Origin of the sequence: Amycolatopsis sp. CA-230715, from assembly GCF_018736145.1 — a bacterium.
GTDB lineage: Bacteria > Actinomycetota > Actinomycetes > Mycobacteriales > Pseudonocardiaceae > Amycolatopsis.
In genome coordinates this window covers 8222706-8238860 of the sequence record NZ_CP059997.1, presented here as the reverse complement: position 1 = coordinate 8238860, position 16155 = coordinate 8222706, and the positions used below count along the sequence as shown (strand labels likewise).

Genomic DNA, 16155 nt, shown 5'->3' with positions numbered 1-16155 from the left:
AGCGAGCAACCGTGACCACTGGCCTGGTGGTGAAATCTCTGCGAAATCACCCTCGTGACAACGGACGTTCCAAGCCCGCGGCGCGTTGCTTCCGCCGTCGGAGCAGGAGGACGACCGCTGCGGCGAGGACGATCCCCACCAGGTTTACGAGCAACTGCTGCACGGAGTTCCCGGCACGGTCCCAATTGCCGAGAATCGCCGCGACCACCGCGTACCCCGCGGCGGGGACGGTCGTCACCGAGATGAACACACCAACCAGTGCGGCCGACTTCGCCGACGTCATGGACAACATACCGGCGGCGCCCGCCAAGAGCGCGACGACGAACGAGAACGGCCCGACGGAGTAGACGAAGTCCACAGTGTGGGCGTTGTTCACCACCGCGCGATCGAACAGGCCCGCCTTCTCCCCCAGCAGCGTCGCACCGGCGGTCACCAGCATCGCGAGGGGGAAACCGACGAGCAGCGCCAGCCCGGCGCGGCGGACCAGTTCTCCCTTGCGCAGCACCAATCCGACCGCGATGGCGGCCAGCGGCCCGAACTCGGGGCCCACCACCATGGCGCCGACGATGGTGACCGACGAGTCCGTCACCACCCCGACCGCGGCGAGCAGGCACGCGATGGTGAGGAACGCGGCGAAGGTCAGATTGAACTTCGCTTCTTCACCCGTTCGGCCCACCAGTTCCTGCCACACGACCGCGTCGGCGCCCTCCCCTGGCGCGTCTTCCTCCGCCTTGTCCGCGGCGTCGGACAAGGCGGTGTCGAGTGCTTCCAGCGTGATCCCGCCCGCGTGGTCCAATTGCAGTTCGCACAATGCATCGACGATCTCGTCGGCCGCCTCGCGCGCGACATCCGCTTCCACGAGATCCCCGGCGGGCTGCACGGCGGCACCGTGGTGCACGACCAGGTGCGCCACGCCGGGGTGCTCGCGCAGGACCGCCACCGCTTCGGCGGTGGACTCCGCAGGGCAGATCGCCCTGAGGTGCAGCATTACGCCTGCTCGGCCTTGGCCTCGCCCTTCGGTGCCGGTTTCGCGTCCACACCGGCTTCCTTGCGCTGCTGCGCGGTGATCGGCGCGGGCGCGGCCGTCAGCGGGTCGTAGCCGCCGCCGGTCTTCGGGAACGCGATCACGTCGCGCAGCGAGTCGGCCTTGGCCAGCAGCATGGCGATCCGGTCCCAGCCGAACGCGATGCCGCCGTGCGGCGGCGGGCCGAACTGGAAGGCGTCGAGCAGGAAGCCGAACTTCTCCTGCGCCTCCTCCTCGGACAGGCCCATGATCTCGAAGACCTGCTTCTGCAAGGCGTTCTGGTGGATACGGATCGAGCCGCCGCCGATTTCGTTGCCGTTGCAGACAATGTCGTAGGCGTAGGCGAGCACGCCGCCGGGGTCGTCGGCGAGCTTGCCGATCGTGTCCGGGGTCGGCGAGGTGAACGCGTGGTGCTTCGCGGTCCAGCTCCCGCTGCCCACGGCCACGTCGTCGGTGTCGGCGGTCGACTCGAACAGCGGGAAGTCCACGACCCACACGAACGACCACGCGTCCTCGTCGATCAGGCCGAGGCGCTTGCCGATCTCGTCGCGCGCGGCGCCGAGCAGCGGCTGGGTGGTGGACGCCTGGCCGGCGGAGAAGAAGATGCAGTCGCCCGGCTTCGCGCCCGCCGCCTCGACGACGGTTTCGCGCTCGGATTCGGACAGGTTCTTCGCGACCGGCCCCCCGAGCGTGCCGTCGGCGTTGACGAGGATGTAGGCCAATCCCCTGGCGCCGCGCTGCTTCGCCCACTCCTGCCACGCGTCGAGCTGGCGGCGCGGCTGGTCGGCGCCACCGGCCATCACCACCGCACCGACGTAGGGCGCCTGGAACACGCGGAACGGCGTGTCGGCGAAAAACGCCGTCATATCGGTGATTTCGAGGTCGAAGCGCAGGTCGGGCTTGTCCGAACCGTACTTCGCCATCGCCTCGGCGTAGGTGATGCGCTGGAACGGCCGCGGCACCTCGTGCCCGATCACCTTCCACAGCGATTCGACGACGTCCTCGCCGATCTTGATCACGTCGTCGCGCTCGACGAAGCTCATCTCGATGTCGAGCTGGGTGAACTCCGGCTGCCGGTCGGCGCGGAAGTCCTCGTCCCGGTAGCAGCGCGCGATCTGGTAGTACCGCTCGAGCCCGCCGACCATGAGCAGCTGCTTGAACAGCTGCGGCGACTGCGGCAGCGCGTACCACGAGCCGGGCCGCAGGCGCGCCGGGATCACGAAGTCACGGGCGCCCTCGGGGGTGGACCTGGTCATCGTCGGCGTCTCGACCTCGACGAAGTCCTGCTCGTGCAGCATCTCGCGCACCGCGCGGCTGATCTCGCTGCGCAGCCGGATCGCCGCGGCCGGACCGCTGCGGCGCAGGTCGAGGTAGCGGTGCTTGAGGCGGACCTCCTCGCCGACGTCGACCCGCTCGTCGATCGGAAACGGCAGCGGCGCCGACTCGGACAGCACCTCCAGCTCGGTCGCGAGCACCTCGATGGCGCCCGTGGCGATCTCGTCGTTCTCGTTGCCCTCGGGCCGCTTCGACACCTCGCCCACGACCCGCACGCAGAACTCGGCGCGGAGCTGGTGGGCGCGCTCGGCCATCTCGCCCTCGCGGAACACGACCTGGGAGACGCCGCTCGCGTCGCGGAGATCGATGAAGATGACACCGCCGTGATCGCGCCGCCGGGCCACCCAACCGGTGAGGGTGACGGTCTGACCGGCCTGCTCGGCACGAAGTGTGCCGGCGTCGTGGGTGCGAAGCACTGCGGGTGCTCTCCTTCGGCTCTCGTATACGTGTCAGCTGCGGTTTCGCCGACGGCAAAGCGTAACGAACACCCCGGGGGAGCCCGCTACCAGGTTTCCGGTTTCCCGATGGACACGGTGCGCGGTGCTGCGAAAGGATCGCCACCGTGGCTCGCAAACTGATCCTCGACGTGGACACCGGTACCGACGACGCGGTGGCGATCATGTTCGCCGCCCTGCATCCCGGCCTCGACCTGGTCGGCGTCACGACCGTCGCGGGCAACGTCGGCGTGGACGCGACCACCGACAACACGCTGCGCGTGCTCGACTGGATCGGGCACGCCGAGATCGGCGTCTTCAAGGGGCTCGCGCGCCCGGTCGGGCGTGCCGGGCTGCCGGGGCAGCGCCACTACCGGCAGGGCGGGTCGATGGACCCGCACGGCGGCGCATTGCCCATCCCCGAGCCGACGAGCGCGCACCGCGACACCGGCGCCATCGAGTTCCTCGTCGAAACCCTGCGCGCCACCACCGAAAAGATCACGCTCGTGCCGGTCGGGCCGCTCAGCAACATCGCGACCGCGCTCGCCGTCGACCCGTCGCTCACCGAAGCGGTCGACGAGATCGTGATCATGGGCGGCGGGCACGCGGTCGGCAACGTGACGGCGTCCGCGGAGTTCAACGTCTGGGCCGATCCCGAAGCCGCCGCGCTCGTGCTGTCCGCCGGTTTCGCGCGGCTGACGCTGGTGCCCCTCGACGCCACCCATCAGGCGCTGATCGGCCAGGACACGTGCGACGCGCTGGCGGAGCTCGGCACCCCGGCCGGGACCGCGGCCGCCCGGTTCATCGGCAGGCGCATCGCCGCCTACGACGAGATCACCGGTGGCGGCACCGCGCCCGTGCACGACGTCGTCTGCACCGCTTACCTGGTGGCGCCGGAGATCATCACGACCAGGCACCTCCCCGTCGACGTGGAGACGGTGAGCCCGCTGACGATCGGCCGCACGGTCGTCGACACGCGCCCGCAGAGCACCGCCGAACGCAACGCGCACGTCGCGTTCGGCGCCGACGCGGCGATGCTCGCGAAGCTGCTTTTGGATACGTTCGGAGGATGACCCTTCCCGAGTCGATCACCCTGCCCGGCGGCACGGCCGTGCGCGGGCGCGGACTGCGGAACCCGGCGCCGGACGGGATTCCCGACTACGGCCTGTACCTCGGCTCCGCGAAACTGCGGGCGCGCCACGACGACGGGCTGACGTGGCCGCACGACTGGCTCGACTGGCCGGACTTCCGGGTCCCCCGCGACCGCGCGGAAGCGACGCGCCGCCTCAAGGCGCTGCACGAACGCGCCAACGCCGGGGAGGCCGTCGAAATCGCGTGCAACGGCGGCGTCGGCCGGACCGGCACCGCGATCGCCTGTCTGGCCATTTTGGACGGTGTCCCGTCGTCGGAAGCGGTGGCGTGGGCGCGTGCGCACTACCACCGCCGTGCGGTCGAGACGCCGTGGCAGCGCCGGTGGGTCGAACGGTTCGGCTGATTCACAGCAGCCGCAACTGCTCCACGCCCTCGCCCGGTTCGGCGTGCCGCTGCTCGGGTACCGCGCCTTCGTCGCGCGGGTCGTAGTCCCCGCGCGAGGACAACCCGTTGCGCCGCAACAACACCGCGACCCGCTCGGCCAGCCGCGCGCGGTACCCGGCGCTCGCGTAGCTGCCCTTGCCGTAGACGCGCCGATAGGTCGGCACCAGCCCGGGGTGCTCGCGCGCGAGCCAGGCCGCGAACCACTCCCGCGCGCCGGGCCGCAGATGCAGCGGGATCACCGAAACGCTCGTGGCGCCGGCGTCGGACAGCTCGGCGAACAACGCGTCGAGCGCGTCGATGGAATCGGTGAGCCCCGGCAGGACCGGCGCCACGAGCACCGAACACGGCAACCCCGCGGCACGCGCCTTGCGCACGAGGTCCAGCCGCGCGCGAGGGCTCGGCGTGCCCGGTTCGAGCCGCCGCTGCAGCTCGGGATCGAGCAGCGCGATCGACACCGCGAGCCCGACCGGCACGTCCGCGGAAACCCGCTCCAGCAAAGGGAGATCCCGCGCCAGCACGGTGCCCTTCGTCAGCACCGAAAACGGCGTGCCGGAGTCCGCGAGCGCGGTGATGATGCGCGGCATCAGCCGGTACCGGCCCTCCGCGCGCTGGTACGGATCGGTGTTGGTGCCCATGGCGACGTGTTCGCGCCGCCAGCTCGGCCGCGCCAGCTGCGCGCGGAGCACCTCCGGCGCGTTGACCTTCACCACGACCTGGGTGTCGAAATCGCGGCCCGCGTCGAAGTCGAGATAGGTGTGCGTGTTGCGGGCGAAGCAGTTGTGGCTGACCATTCCGTCCGCGATGAAGTCACCGGTGCCGGTGGTGATGTCGAACAGCGGGAGCCGGATTCCCAAGGGGCGCACCGAAACCACGCCGATGCGCGACGCCGCCCTGATCATCGTTCCCTCCAGCGACCGCTTCGCGCTGATCGCGGGGTCGACGGTGTGCAGGAACCGGATCCGTTCGGCCAGTCCGCCGATCAGGCGCACCCCGCGCGGGCCCGTCGGCCGGTCGCGCTCCTCCACGGTGTGCCGGAACCCGAACCGGTCCAGCGCCGCGCTCAGCGCCGCGACCACCCCGCGATCCGAACTCGCGATCCGCAGCACGTCCCGCGACGAGCTGCCGCGCGCGTCGAACAGCCCGCCGAGAAAACCCCTCTGCCACAACGGATCCGGCTCGCCGGGCAGCTCGGACACCTCGCTCAGTGAAGCGAACCCGGCGAGGAACTCGTTGGACCGCGCCGACGCTTCCGGCGCGGGCGAGCCGTCCCCCTTCACCATTCCGCACAGGTATCCCGCGCGGTACGCGCGCGTGTGCTCGGGGCCAGGCGCGAACCGGCCGGTGCCGACGATCCGGCTGCCCGGCCGCAGCGACGGCCGCGTCGTCCCCGTCACGTGCTTCCAGCCCCGGTCGGTCAGGAACCGGTGATCACCGCCCGCCACCAGTTCGGTGCCGTCCTCGAGCGTGACCCGGTACGCGTGCTTCACCGTCGACCAGTGCGCGAGCACCTTCGTGCGCACGTACCGGCGGTGCCGGCCTTCCCGCAGGGTGCCGTAGATCTCGTCCCCCACCAGCACGTCCGACAGCGCCTTGCGCCGCCCGTTCGCCATCAGGATCTCGGTCTCCCCGGCGAGGCAGTACGTGCACGCGTGCGAGCACCCCCGGTACGGGTTGACCGTCCAGCCGAACGGCACCTGCGAGCCACCCGGCACCTTGTTGAGCACCGACCGCGCCCGCACCTCGTGGAAGGTCACCCCGGCGAATTCCGGTGACGGCACCGACCGCACCAGCCCGTCCAGCCCCAGCAGCGCCTGCTCCTCGTTCCCGTCCGCCCGCTGCTTGTCCCATCTCACCCCACGAGTCGAACACACGTTCGAACGTAAGTCAATCCAGTGTGCCCCGGGTCGCGAAGATGCCTCACCGCGCCCGTGGTGTGAGTTCTCTTGCCTCGTTCAGCGCGCTTCGGGTGACACCTGCGCGGCAAGGGCGACCAACTCGCGAAGGACTTCCGTCACGATGTCGTCAAGTGAGCGCCGTTCGCCGTCGCGCGCCCACCGCGCGGCCGCGATCCCGAACACGGTGACGCCCGATTCCGCGGCCAGGGTGGCCGCGAGATCGCCGACTCTCCGCGCGCGCAGGGCGTCCGCGATCGCGGTGGCGAGGCTGGCGAGCTTGTGTCGCTCCCGTTCGCGGAGCGCGGGATTCTGGTCGATCACGGACTGCCTGACCCGAGTGGGCACCCTGCGCTCGTCCGGGAACGAGGCCGCGGCGGACCGCAGCGCGCAGGCGACAACCTCGAACGGGGACGCGTCCTCCGGGGCGGCGTCCACCCCGTCGAGGAACACCCGGACGAACGCCTGCTGCCCGTGGAACAGAACCTCGCGCTTGTCGCTGAAGTGGCGAAAGAAGGTCCGCTCGGTCAGGCCGACGGACTGCGCGATCTCGGTGGCGGTCGTCTGCTCGAACCCGCGCGTGGCGAACAGCTCGAGCGCGGCCTTCTGCAACCGCTCCCGGGTTCCGGGTTCCCACCGCACCATGCGACCGAGTGTAGTGATGACAGTAACTGACTTGCCGGTGTAGCGTGATGTCTGTGACTGACGTCAGTCACAGACATCAGCTGAAGGAGTTCGAACCATGCGCGTTTTCGTCACCGGAGCCTCGGGCTGGATCGGCTCGGCCGTGGTCGACGACCTGCTCGCCAACGGCCACGAAGTCACCGGGCTCGCCAGGTCCGACGAGTCCGCCGCCGCGGTCGAGGCGAAGGGTGCCCAAGTCCGGCGCGGCGACCTCGACGACCTGGACGGGATTCGCACCGGCGCCGAGGACGCCGAAGCCGTCATCCACCTCGCGAACAAGCACGACTTTTCCGATCAGGCCGCCACGAACGCGGCCGAGCGCGCGGCGGTCCAGACCATCGGCGACGCGCTTTCCGGTACCGGTAAGGCGTTCCTGGTCGCGTCCGGTCTCGCCGGCCTCGCCAAGGACAAGCCCGCGACCGAGGCCGATGCGGCCCCGTTCCACGGTCCGGACTCCTTTCGCGGCGGGAGCGAGAACCTCACGCTCGGGTTCGCGGACCACGGCGTGCGCAGCGCGGCCCTGCGCTTCGCACCGACCGTGCACGGCACCGGCGACCACGGGTTCATCTCGATCATCGCGGCGGTCGCGCGCGCGAAAGGCGTCTCGGGCTACCCCGGTGACGGCACCAACCGGTGGTCCGCCGTGCACCGGGCCGACGCCGCCCGCATGGTCACCCTCGGCCTCGAAAAGGCGCCCGCGGGCAGCCGCCTGCACGCGGTGACCGAAGAAGGCGTCGCGACCCGCGAGATCGCCGAGGCGATCGGGCGCGCGTTCGACCTGCCCGTCGCGTCCATCGACCCCGGCGACGTCGAGGAGCACTTCGGGTGGATCGGCACGTTCTTCGCGATGGACCTCGCGGCGACCAGCACCGCGACGCGGGAACTGCTCGGCTGGACGACCTCGGGGCCGACCATCGTCGAAGATCTCGACGCGGGTGCGTACTCCGTGCGCTGAGCGCGCTCAGACCGGCGCCAGGAAGCCGGAAACCGCGGCCAGCCACCGTTCAGGTGCGTGGTGGTGGATCCGGTGCCCCGCCGGGACCGTGACGACGGCCGCCCCGGGCACCGAGCGGACGAAGAGTTCGTACCGCGACTGGTCCAGGTGGCTCCGCCCGCCACCGGCGAGGACGAGGGTGCCCGCGGTGATCGCGGGAAGGTCGTCCCACCACTGGGGCTGCGGCTCGCGGAAGGCGGCGACGACTTCGCGGAACAACGCGGGATCGCACTTTTTTCGGTTCAGGAAGGCGAAAACCCGCATCGCCGCGGCGCCGGCCTGCTTACGCGACGCGGGGGCGTCACCGGAATTCCTCGGCGGTACCGGCATTTCCTCCAGCACCAGTCGCGCGACGCGGTCGGGCGCCGCGGACGCGACCAGGCTGGCCACGTAGCCGCCGAGCGAATGTCCGACGAGGGTCACGCGGTCGAGCCCGCGTTCATCAAGCTCGCGAAGCACGTCGTCGCGGAACGCGGTCAACGGGTATCGGCGGCGGCGTTCCGCATCGAGATGCCCCAGCAACGGCGGACAGTGCACGCGATAGCCGAGGCCGGTCAGCCCGGGAACCACCTGGTCCCAGGTCGCCGGGCCACTCGCCGCGGCGTGCAGGCAAACGAGGTCGTGCACGGGGAACTCCTTGGTACAGGCGGGAACCAGTGCGTAGACAACGTCTACCAGGTCGTGGTAGACGTTGTCTACGCACCGGTCCGACGGAAGGGGACGCGTGACGGAGGACGACCTGCGCACCCAGCTGCTCGACGCCGCCGCCCGGCTCCTCGACGCCGACGGGGCCGACGCGGTGACGATCCGCGAAACCGCGCGGCAGTGCGCGGTGTCGCACGGGGCGCCGCGGCGCTACTTCCCTTCCCGCACAACACTTCTCGGGCATCTCGCGAGACGCGTCGCCGCCGATCTCACCGCCGACCTCGACACGACGGACGGCTCGCCGCGCGAACTCGCGCGCGCGTACATCGCGTTCGCGGCGCGGCGCCCGCACGCGTTCGATCTGCTCACGCGGCACGACCTGGTGCGGTCCTCCGGCGCGGACCTCCGCTCGGCCACCTTGCCACTCGTCGAGCGCTGGCGGAACGCGTGGTGCGCAGAGCATTCCACGGGCACCGAGGCCGATGCGCTCGTCCGTCTCGCCGCCGTGCACGGCGTCGCCTCGCTCGTCTCCCACCGGGCCCACGAGGCGATCGGGATCGACCCGGACGGCCTGCTCGACCTCGCACTGCGCCCCAGCGGCTAGTCAGCGAACCGCGGGCCGGTGAACCGATCGGCGAGGAAATGCGCGAAGACGGCCGACGGATTCCCGGCGACGTAGGTGTTTTGGAGGAACTTCAACACGTGCTCGCCGTCGCCGGTGCGGATGATCATCCGCCCGCGGCCGAGGGCGAGCTTGCGGTACTCCGCCGACACGATCCGGTCCCAGCGGACCAGGACCTTGCGCGGCGACGCGAGCAGCCCGTCCACGCCGTTGCGAAGCACCTTCTCGATGAAGGGGCTGCCGTAGATCTCGTTGGCACGGGCGGCGCCGACGATCGCGGCTCCGGCCACGCCGAGAGCGACACCCGCCCCCAAGCCCACCCCCTGCGCGATACCGATCGCCCCGGCCTTTCCGGACACGATGGCCTTGTGGATCACCACTCCCTGGCCGAGAACGACGACGATCCGCCCCTTCCCCGCCGGTGCCCAGGCGGTGAGAACCGCGTCGGCCCGCGGCCCCTCTGCCGTTCCCATGCGACCTCCGAGAAGAAAACCGGCAGCACGGCCGGGGCACGCAGCCTACCCGGCGGGGCGGGCTCACGGCACGAGTCGCGCTAGTTTGCTAGCATCACGTCGTGGGCGAGGACGTCAAGCAGTTCAACGTGTACCTGCCGGTCGAACTGATCAAGCAGGTCAAGCACCGTGCCATCGAGCAGGAGCTGTCCTTGTCGGCGCTGGTCGCCGACGCGCTGCGCACCTACCTCGACGACACCCCCGAATCCGAGAAGGAGAGCTGACATGAGCACCGAGGGCATCGACGCCGTGTTCCTGGAGACGCACAACTGGGGCAAGGCGGCGAAGTTCTTCCAGTCGCTGGGCTTCAAGCTGGAGTTCGAGACCGACCACGACTCCGGCCAGCTGCGCGGCAACGACGGCCCGCCGGTCTTCATCGCGGAGGTCCCCGAAGACCAGGAAACCCGGGCACAGCTCGTGCTGAAGGTGGCCGACGCGAACGCCGTCGACCTCGACCCGTCGATCGAGGTGGTGGCTCCGTTCGAGGACACCCACCACGGCACCAGGGAGATGACGGTCCGTGATCCCGACGGGCGGCTGTGGACGTTGCAGGCCCCGCCGAAGGGCTGAGCGTCAGCGCAGCACGAGGGCGAGCAGGAACAGGCCGGACGCGACGATCCCGGCGAGCGACCGGACGTGGTTGCCCGGATGCCACGCGTCGTAGTACTCGCGCCAGCGGCGTGCCGCGGCGGCGTCGATTTCACCGCTGTCCAGTGCGTTGTTGCGCGGGACGTGGAACGCCGCCGTCACGCCGACTATCCCGACGAGGTAGACCAGGCACCCGGCGAGCACGAGCCACGAAGCGGAGCCCCGCCAGTCGAGGACGGCGAACACGGCGGCCGCGACGTCGACGAGCGCGGTGCCCATCATGGCGAGCATGAACGGCGGTTTCGGCGCGAAGACGTTGATCGACCGCATCGCCGCCATCGCACCCTCGGGCGGTAGCCGGTCGAGCGCGGGCATCACGAACGACGAGAAGGCGAAGAACACCCCGCCCACGAGGCCGGAGCCCAGCGCTGCCACGAACGTCAAAACGGTGTCGAACACGGTTTACCCCCGGAAGTACCCCCAGTGCTTGGATAGACGCCGCGTCGGTACTCGCCGTTACAACCGGCTGCGTCGATGAAGCGTACCCCGGCTCTACCATCGAACCGGTCAGACGCGGCTGTTCTCAGGGGGCGAACCGATGGACGGGAATCCGACGCTGCAAGCCGTTCGGCTCGAAGCGCGCGACGTGATCGTCCGCAAAGCACGCGAGGGGGACCGCGAAGGCTTCGTCAAAGTGTTCACCGATCCCGAAGTGCGCGCGTACCTCGGTGGCGCTAAACCGCGCGCCGATGTCGAACGGTTCCTCGACGCTGCCGGGGTGGCGAACCTGACCAACGCCTCCGGTGCCTACGTCGTCGCGGACAGGGCGACCGACCGGTTCCTCGGCATGGCGTCGTTGTGCCGCCGACCCGCCGATCAGCCGGGGCACGTCGTGCACGGCGGCGAGGAACTCGAACTGTCCTACGTCCTGCGTCGCGACGCCTGGGGCAAAGGCGCCGCTTTCCAAGCGGCCGAAGCGATCCTGCGCTCCGCCGCGGCGGAGCTGCCGGACCAGCCGGTGCTCGTGACCACGCAGACCGCGAACGAACCGTCGCTGAAACTGGCTGCACGACTGGGATTCACCGTCGTCGGCACGTTCCAGGCGCACGGCGCCGAGCAAACCCTCGCCACCGCACCGCTTTCCGCCTTCCTCGGCTGAGCGCCCGACTCGAACGTCCACATGGGACATCGCGCGATGCTAGGCTCGCGCGGTGAACAGGATCGATCGCGCCAGCCGGGTCGTCGCGGCAGCACCGGAGACCGTCTACGCCGCACTGCTCGACCGCGAATCACTCGAAGCATGGCTGCCGCCGGAGGGCATGCGCGGGCGGATCGAACGGTGGGATCCGCGGCCGGGTGGCGGATTCCGGATGATCCTCACCTACCTCGATCCCGTCGGCAGTCCCGGCAAGGCTTCGGACGGAACCGATGTCGTCGACGTCGCTTTCGCGGACCTGGTACCGCCGGAGCGCGTGGTGCAGCGGGCGGTGTTCGAGGCCGAGGATCCGGCGTACGCGGGCACCATGACGATGACCTGGCAGCTCGCCTCCACCGATGGCGGAACCGAGGTGACCGTCACCGCCACGGACGTGCCACCCGGAATCGACCAAGCGGACCACGAGGCCGGGATCGCCTCCTCGCTGGCCAACCTCGCGTCCTACGTCGAGGCGAGTTAGCCCACGGTCTTGTCGACGAAGCACCAGCGCCAGTTCTCGCCCGGTTCGAAGCTGCGCATCACCGGGTGCCGGGTGTCGTGGAAGTGCGCGGTCGCGTGGCGGCCTGCCGAGGAATCGCAGCATCCGACGTGCCCGCAGGCGAGGCACAGTCGCAAGTGGACCCAGGTGGTGCCTTCGACGAGGCATTCCGCGCAGCCTTCCGGGGTTTCGGCGTCGACGTCGACGGCCTTGTCCAGGTGTTCGCACGAACCTGCCGTCTGGGCGGGCGTGTTGAGTTCACGCCCTTCTTCGAGCGGGTGTTCTTCGGCGCGGTCGAGCATCGACTCCTCGATGTCGAGCCGGTTGAGGACGCGGCGCAGCACTTCGTCGTCGGCCACACCGCGTTTGCGGGCGGCGAGGAACTCTTCCCGCTCGGCTTCCAGCATTTCCAGGCGCAGCCTGCGGTACGCCGCGCTCGGCGTCTCCTCCAGCGCGCTGTCGCGGCCCAGCTGCTCCCACGCGCTGTCCGAACGGTGCGTGAGGCGATCACGCAGGCGTTCGATGACGTCCTCGGGATCCTCCGGCCGGCGAACCTCCTTGAGCCGCCTCAACGCGGCGCGCGCCATGTCGTGCTGCAGCGCGGCTTCCTGCAACGCGTCCTCGGCCGGATCGGGCGCGGGCAGCTTCAGCGCGCGGACGAGCTTCGGCAACGTGGTGCCCTGGATGCCGAGGGTTCCCGCCACCACGACGAACGCGGCGAACACCAGGATCGCGCGCTCCGGGGTGTCCGGCGGCAGCACGAACGCGGCGGCGAGGGTGACCACCCCGCGCATCCCGGCCCAGCCGATGACGATCGTGTAGGACCAGCGCCACGCCTTCAGCCCGAACAGCCGCCTGCTCAACCCGATCAGGAACATCCACAGCATCCGGGTGCCCAGGGTCGCCAGCAGGATCGCCGCGCACACCACGACGATCGTGCCCGCGCCGAGATCGCTGCGGCCCACCTCGGCGAGGATCGCCCGCAGCTGCAACCCGATCAGCAGGAACACCGCGTTCTCGAGCAGGAACTGGATCGTCTGCCAGTTGATCCCGCTGGCCAGCCGCGACGCCCCGGACTGCATGCGCGGCGACGCGTGCCCGAGCCAGATCCCCGCCACGACGACCGCGAGCACGCCGGAACCGTGGATCGCCTCCGCGGGCACGTAGGCGATGAACGGCAGCGCGAGCGAAAGCGCGGTGTCGGTGACCGTGTCGTCGAGCCGTCCGCGCAGCTTGCACGCGCACCACCCGACGATCCCGCCGACCACGATCCCGCCGCCCGCGGCGAGCAGGAAGTCCCCGCCGACCTGGCCGAGGCTCACCGTGCCCGCGATACCCGCGATCGCGGTGCGCAGCGCGACGAGCGCCGCGGCGTCGTTGATCAGGCTCTCGCCTTCGAGCAGGCGCACGATCTTGCGAGGCATCCCGACGCGCCGGGCCACGGCGCTCGCCGCGACCGCGTCGGGCGGGGCGACCACGGCGCCGAGCGCGAACCCGGCGGCCAGCGGCAGCCCGGGGATGACGAGCCAGGTGACGACGCCGACGCACGCCGTGGTGAACACGACGAGCCCCACCGACAGCAACGCGATCGAACCGCGGTTGGCGCGGAGGTCGATCAGCGAAGTCTGGATCGCGGTGGCGTAGAGCAGCGGCGGGAGCAGTCCGAAAAGGACGAGTTCCGGCTGCAGCGGGAAATCGGGTACGCCGGGGAGGAACGACAGTCCGACGCCCACCGCGACGAGGCACAGCGGTGCGGGCAGGTCGAAGCGGCGGGCGAGCGTGGTGACCAGCAGTACGGCCACCACGAGCCCGACGAGCTGCGCGGCGATATGCACGGGACCATCATCACCCGAAGCCGCCGCGTCAGCTCACCTACCGGCCCCCTGGGTCTTCAACGCCTCACCGGGCAACGGCACATCGGTCCACAGCGGACCCCAGCGCTCAGCCGCCGGGACGAACCCAGGTCGGCACCAGTTCCAGCACCTCCGGCTCCCCACCCAGGACCCGATCGCCGTCCCACGCGGCCGCGAACCGGTCGTGGGCGGCCGCGTCAGCGAACGCGGTGAACCACACGAAGACGTGCTCACCGGCCCGCACCGGGAGCGCGGGGAAGGTGTTTTCCGCGGGTTCGGTCAGGTACCAGGCCAGTGGCGGCACGCCGAGATCGGTCATCGCCATCGCGACGGTGTCCTCGAACGAGCGGACCGCCCGCTCCTCCTCGTCGCGCGGCACCGGGCAGATCGTCACGCGGACGAACCCGGCGGAGGGCGGGATTTCGCCGAGCGCGCACACCGGGCGGAGCAGGAGCACGTTGTCGGAATCGACCATGGTCGCGTTCGCGGCGTCGCGGTGCGCCCGCCACACCGGTCCCCCGTAGAACGCGGTCAGCGCGTCCCGGCGGGCCGCCATCCCGGAGAACGCCCGCAGCCACACGAACCGGTCCGGGTTCCGCCGGTCGCGGAACCGGCCGGGAATCCGCATGTCGCACTCTTCCTGCGGGTGCACGAATTCCCGGTCGAACAGCTCGATGAGGTCGTCGCGGCGCCCGGGGTGGAGCGTGTACTGGCGCAGTTCGAGCACGGAGTCGGCCATCGTTACCTCCCAGGAGAACGGATCCCGGAAGATACGCCGTCTTCACTGACACCTACTGCCAGTGAAGACGGCGGGCTCGGCCTTCACTCGTGCAGCGGTCGTATCTCCACCGAACCGAAGTGCGCGACGGGATGCGCGGCCGCGATCTCGGTCGCCTCGTCGAGGTCAGCGCACTCGATGAGGTCGTAACCGGCGATGTGCTCGGCCGTCTCGGCGAACGGCCCGCTCGACACCACCACCTCGCCACTCCGCGTACGGACGGTCGCCGCGTCACTGATCGGGCGTATTTCCGACCCGTGCAAACGACGATCGCCCACCTTCGCCAGCCATTGGTCGATGTTCGGCGTGCCCGGGGGCACCTCGACCTTGTCGCCAACACAGATGAGGAGCAGGTACTTCACGGTTTCTCCGTTCGTCGGGGTCATCTCACGACCCGGTCGAACGGGACCGGCTCAACCGGACATCCCCCGGCCAAATCACTTCGCCGGACTCAGCCGGGACGCGTCGAGGCGCTCCCGCACCTGGGCCGGGGTCACGGTTTCGGCGCGCACGGGCGGCTCCGCGCGCACGTGCGCGGCCAGTGTCCGCCGTGTCATCGGCAGGGCGTCCGACAGGATGGCGAGCTTCGCCTTCGGCGACGACGACGCTCGGACGGCCAGCTTCGCGGCGGGCACGACGGCGCGGTCGAGCAACCCCGGCTGGTCGAACCCGCCGAGTTCCCGCATCCACTTCGGCAGGGTCGCGATCGTCGCGGGCGCCATGAACCGGCTCGCCCACCAGAACCGCGCCGAGCCCTTCCCCCTCGGCACGCGCAGCAGGTAGTGCATGCCTTCGTTCGCCCGCTCCGAGGTGCACAGCGTCGGGCGGACGGTGGCGAAGTAGTCGCGGACCTCGTCCCGCGAGGTGGGCACGTCGGATGGTTTGCAGGTCTGCAACTCGGCGGCGAGCACCGATTCGGCCCAGTACCGCCGTTCCTCGTCCGGGGTGAGCGGTCCCGGGCCGTACTTCTCGTAGCACTTGAGCACGGAATGCCACCCGGTCACGTGGATCCACAGCTGCGACGCGGGGTTGTTGGCGCTGTACCGCTTCCCGCTGACCGGTTCGATCCCGGTGGCCTTGGCGTGCACCTTCATCAGGAAGTCCGATGCCTCGACGGCGGTCCGGCCGTCGGCGACCGCGACGGTGAGGAAGTAGGCCAGTGTGCGGTCGAGCCTGCCAGCCGGATCGGTGTAGATGCCGCGCTGGTCCGCGACCGCCGCGGTCAGGTTCGGGTCGAAGTGCTCCAGCACCACCGAGCGCTGGAAGCCGACCAGCGCGGTCGGACTGGTCCACACCTTCCAGGTCGGCGAGCCCGGCCCGAAGAACCCGTAGTCCTCCGGCGTGGTCGTGAGTTCGCGAATGGCCATCGTCGGCTCCTCAGGGCTTCATCTCGTAGGTACCGGCCAGCGCGCACCGAACCGTCCACTGTGGTCAGTTCGGCTTGTTCCAGGAACACCGCGACGTTCGGCACGTGCGCGTGCCCGGCACAGGTGGCGCGCCAGTCGTGGATCGAGCAGCACCCGGTCCCCCTCGGCAATTTACTACTGTCGAGTAGTATTTGTCT

At 70.2% G+C, this 16155-nt stretch carries 19 protein-coding genes; 8 read left to right on the top strand and 11 right to left on the bottom strand.

From position 1 onward, the window contains the following. Positions 1 to 46: 46 nt before the first annotated feature. The gene (locus HUW46_RS38790) at positions 47 to 988 is read right to left on the bottom strand and encodes a DUF389 domain-containing protein (protein ID WP_215543664.1); all 942 of its coding nucleotides are present in this window, start codon (positions 986 to 988) and stop codon (positions 47 to 49) included. Continuing rightward, the gene (aspS, locus tag HUW46_RS38785; RefSeq protein WP_215543663.1) at positions 988 to 2775 is read right to left on the bottom strand and encodes an aspartate--tRNA ligase; all 1788 of its coding nucleotides are present in this window, start codon (positions 2773 to 2775) and stop codon (positions 988 to 990) included. The genes HUW46_RS38790 and aspS overlap by 1 nt, the downstream gene beginning before the upstream one ends. Before the next feature lie 146 nt (positions 2776 to 2921). On the opposite strand from aspS, the gene HUW46_RS38780 reads away from it, so the two are divergent. Next, on the top strand, positions 2922 to 3866 hold the full coding sequence (locus tag HUW46_RS38780; RefSeq protein WP_215543662.1) for a nucleoside hydrolase: 945 nt from the start codon (positions 2922 to 2924) through the stop codon (positions 3864 to 3866). Beyond that, the gene (locus tag HUW46_RS38775) at positions 3863 to 4288 is read left to right on the top strand and encodes a protein-tyrosine phosphatase family protein (protein ID WP_215543661.1); all 426 of its coding nucleotides are present in this window, start codon (positions 3863 to 3865) and stop codon (positions 4286 to 4288) included. The genes HUW46_RS38780 and HUW46_RS38775 overlap by 4 nt, the downstream gene beginning before the upstream one ends. Before the next feature lies 1 nt (position 4289). Here HUW46_RS38775 and HUW46_RS38770 read toward each other — a convergent pair whose 3' ends face one another. Further along, the gene (locus HUW46_RS38770; RefSeq protein ID WP_215543660.1) at positions 4290 to 6182 is read right to left on the bottom strand and encodes an intein-containing Rv2578c family radical SAM protein; all 1893 of its coding nucleotides are present in this window, start codon (positions 6180 to 6182) and stop codon (positions 4290 to 4292) included. Positions 6183 to 6281: 99 nt separating this feature from the next. Further along, positions 6282 to 6866 carry a TetR family transcriptional regulator gene (locus tag HUW46_RS38765; RefSeq protein WP_215543659.1) on the bottom strand — a complete coding sequence of 195 codons (585 nt, stop codon included), beginning with the start codon at positions 6864 to 6866 and terminating at the stop codon, positions 6282 to 6284. 97 nt (positions 6867 to 6963) lie between these two features. On the opposite strand from HUW46_RS38765, the gene HUW46_RS38760 reads away from it, so the two are divergent. Beyond that, entirely contained in the window at positions 6964 to 7860 is an 897-nt protein-coding gene (locus HUW46_RS38760) for an SDR family oxidoreductase (RefSeq protein WP_215543658.1), read from the top strand. A gap of 6 nt (positions 7861 to 7866) precedes the next feature. Here the strand turns inward: HUW46_RS38760 and HUW46_RS38755 are convergent, their stop codons facing one another. Continuing rightward, positions 7867 to 8526: an alpha/beta fold hydrolase gene (locus tag HUW46_RS38755; RefSeq protein ID WP_254125365.1), complete on the bottom strand. Its 660-nt coding sequence runs from the start codon at positions 8524 to 8526 to the stop codon at positions 7867 to 7869. Between the two features lie 97 nt (positions 8527 to 8623). On the opposite strand from HUW46_RS38755, the gene HUW46_RS38750 reads away from it, so the two are divergent. Then, a complete protein-coding gene (locus HUW46_RS38750; protein ID WP_215543657.1) occupies positions 8624 to 9148 on the top strand; it encodes a TetR/AcrR family transcriptional regulator in 525 nt (174 codons plus the stop codon). On the opposite strand, the gene HUW46_RS38745 is transcribed toward HUW46_RS38750, so the two are convergent. Beyond that, on the bottom strand, positions 9145 to 9639 hold the full coding sequence (locus tag HUW46_RS38745; protein WP_215543656.1) for a hypothetical protein: 495 nt from the start codon (positions 9637 to 9639) through the stop codon (positions 9145 to 9147). The two genes, HUW46_RS38750 and HUW46_RS38745, sit on opposite strands and share 4 nt — an antisense overlap. A 101-nt stretch (positions 9640 to 9740) precedes the next feature. On the opposite strand from HUW46_RS38745, the gene HUW46_RS38740 reads away from it, so the two are divergent. After that, positions 9741 to 9902: a ribbon-helix-helix protein, CopG family gene (locus tag HUW46_RS38740; protein ID WP_215543655.1), complete on the top strand. Its 162-nt coding sequence runs from the start codon at positions 9741 to 9743 to the stop codon at positions 9900 to 9902. Between the two features lies 1 nt (position 9903). Continuing rightward, on the top strand, positions 9904 to 10248 hold the full coding sequence (locus HUW46_RS38735; protein WP_215543654.1) for a VOC family protein: 345 nt from the start codon (positions 9904 to 9906) through the stop codon (positions 10246 to 10248). Between the two features lie 3 nt (positions 10249 to 10251). Here the strand turns inward: HUW46_RS38735 and HUW46_RS38730 are convergent, their stop codons facing one another. Next, positions 10252 to 10725, bottom strand: coding sequence for an anthrone oxygenase family protein (locus tag HUW46_RS38730; protein ID WP_215543653.1), 474 nt, complete (start codon positions 10723 to 10725; stop codon positions 10252 to 10254). A 139-nt stretch (positions 10726 to 10864) separates the two neighbouring features. Here HUW46_RS38730 and HUW46_RS38725 point away from each other — a divergent pair, with 139 nt between their 5' ends. Together HUW46_RS38725 and HUW46_RS38720 are read left to right on the top strand one after the other, a co-directional pair. Continuing rightward, positions 10865 to 11425 carry a GNAT family N-acetyltransferase gene (locus HUW46_RS38725; RefSeq protein WP_215543652.1) on the top strand — a complete coding sequence of 187 codons (561 nt, stop codon included), beginning with the start codon at positions 10865 to 10867 and terminating at the stop codon, positions 11423 to 11425. Positions 11426 to 11477: 52 nt separating this feature from the next. Then, a complete protein-coding gene (locus tag HUW46_RS38720) occupies positions 11478 to 11942 on the top strand; it encodes an SRPBCC family protein (protein ID WP_215543651.1) in 465 nt (154 codons plus the stop codon). Here HUW46_RS38720 and HUW46_RS38715 read toward each other — a convergent pair. From HUW46_RS38715 to HUW46_RS38700, 4 genes are all read right to left on the bottom strand, one after another. Then, positions 11939 to 13795, bottom strand: a complete 1857-nt coding sequence (locus HUW46_RS38715) for a Na+/H+ antiporter (protein ID WP_215543650.1) — start codon at positions 13793 to 13795, stop codon at positions 11939 to 11941. The two genes, HUW46_RS38720 and HUW46_RS38715, sit on opposite strands and share 4 nt — an antisense overlap. Before the next feature lie 106 nt (positions 13796 to 13901). Next, positions 13902 to 14552, bottom strand: a complete 651-nt coding sequence (locus HUW46_RS38710) for an NIPSNAP family protein (protein ID WP_215543649.1) — start codon at positions 14550 to 14552, stop codon at positions 13902 to 13904. 83 nt (positions 14553 to 14635) lie between these two features. Beyond that, complete coding sequence (locus HUW46_RS38705) at positions 14636 to 14953, bottom strand: YciI family protein (RefSeq protein WP_254125364.1); 318 nt, start codon at positions 14951 to 14953, stop codon at positions 14636 to 14638. A gap of 75 nt (positions 14954 to 15028) precedes the next feature. Further along, a complete protein-coding gene (locus tag HUW46_RS38700) occupies positions 15029 to 15958 on the bottom strand; it encodes an oxygenase MpaB family protein (protein WP_215543647.1) in 930 nt (309 codons plus the stop codon). Positions 15959 to 16155: the final 197 nt, after the last annotated feature.

Excerpts from the sequence above, each read along its gene's own strand:
- HUW46_RS38790 (WP_215543664.1), bottom strand. The coding sequence starts at position 988 with ATGCTGCACCTCAGGGCGATCTGCCCTGCGGAGTCCACCGCCGAAGCG.
- HUW46_RS38775 (WP_215543661.1), top strand. The coding sequence starts at position 3,863 with ATGACCCTTCCCGAGTCGATCACCCTGCCCGGCGGCACGGCCGTGCGC.
- HUW46_RS38765 (WP_215543659.1), bottom strand. The coding sequence starts at position 6,866 with ATGGTGCGGTGGGAACCCGGAACCCGGGAGCGGTTGCAGAAGGCCGCG.
- HUW46_RS38760 (WP_215543658.1), top strand. The coding sequence starts at position 6,964 with ATGCGCGTTTTCGTCACCGGAGCCTCGGGCTGGATCGGCTCGGCCGTG.
- HUW46_RS38745 (WP_215543656.1), bottom strand. The coding sequence starts at position 9,639 with ATGGGAACGGCAGAGGGGCCGCGGGCCGACGCGGTTCTCACCGCCTGG.
- HUW46_RS38735 (WP_215543654.1), top strand. The coding sequence starts at position 9,904 with ATGAGCACCGAGGGCATCGACGCCGTGTTCCTGGAGACGCACAACTGG.
- HUW46_RS38725 (WP_215543652.1), top strand. The coding sequence starts at position 10,865 with ATGGACGGGAATCCGACGCTGCAAGCCGTTCGGCTCGAAGCGCGCGAC.
- HUW46_RS38710 (WP_215543649.1), bottom strand. The coding sequence starts at position 14,552 with ATGGCCGACTCCGTGCTCGAACTGCGCCAGTACACGCTCCACCCCGGG.
- HUW46_RS38700 (WP_215543647.1), bottom strand. The coding sequence starts at position 15,958 with ATGGCCATTCGCGAACTCACGACCACGCCGGAGGACTACGGGTTCTTC.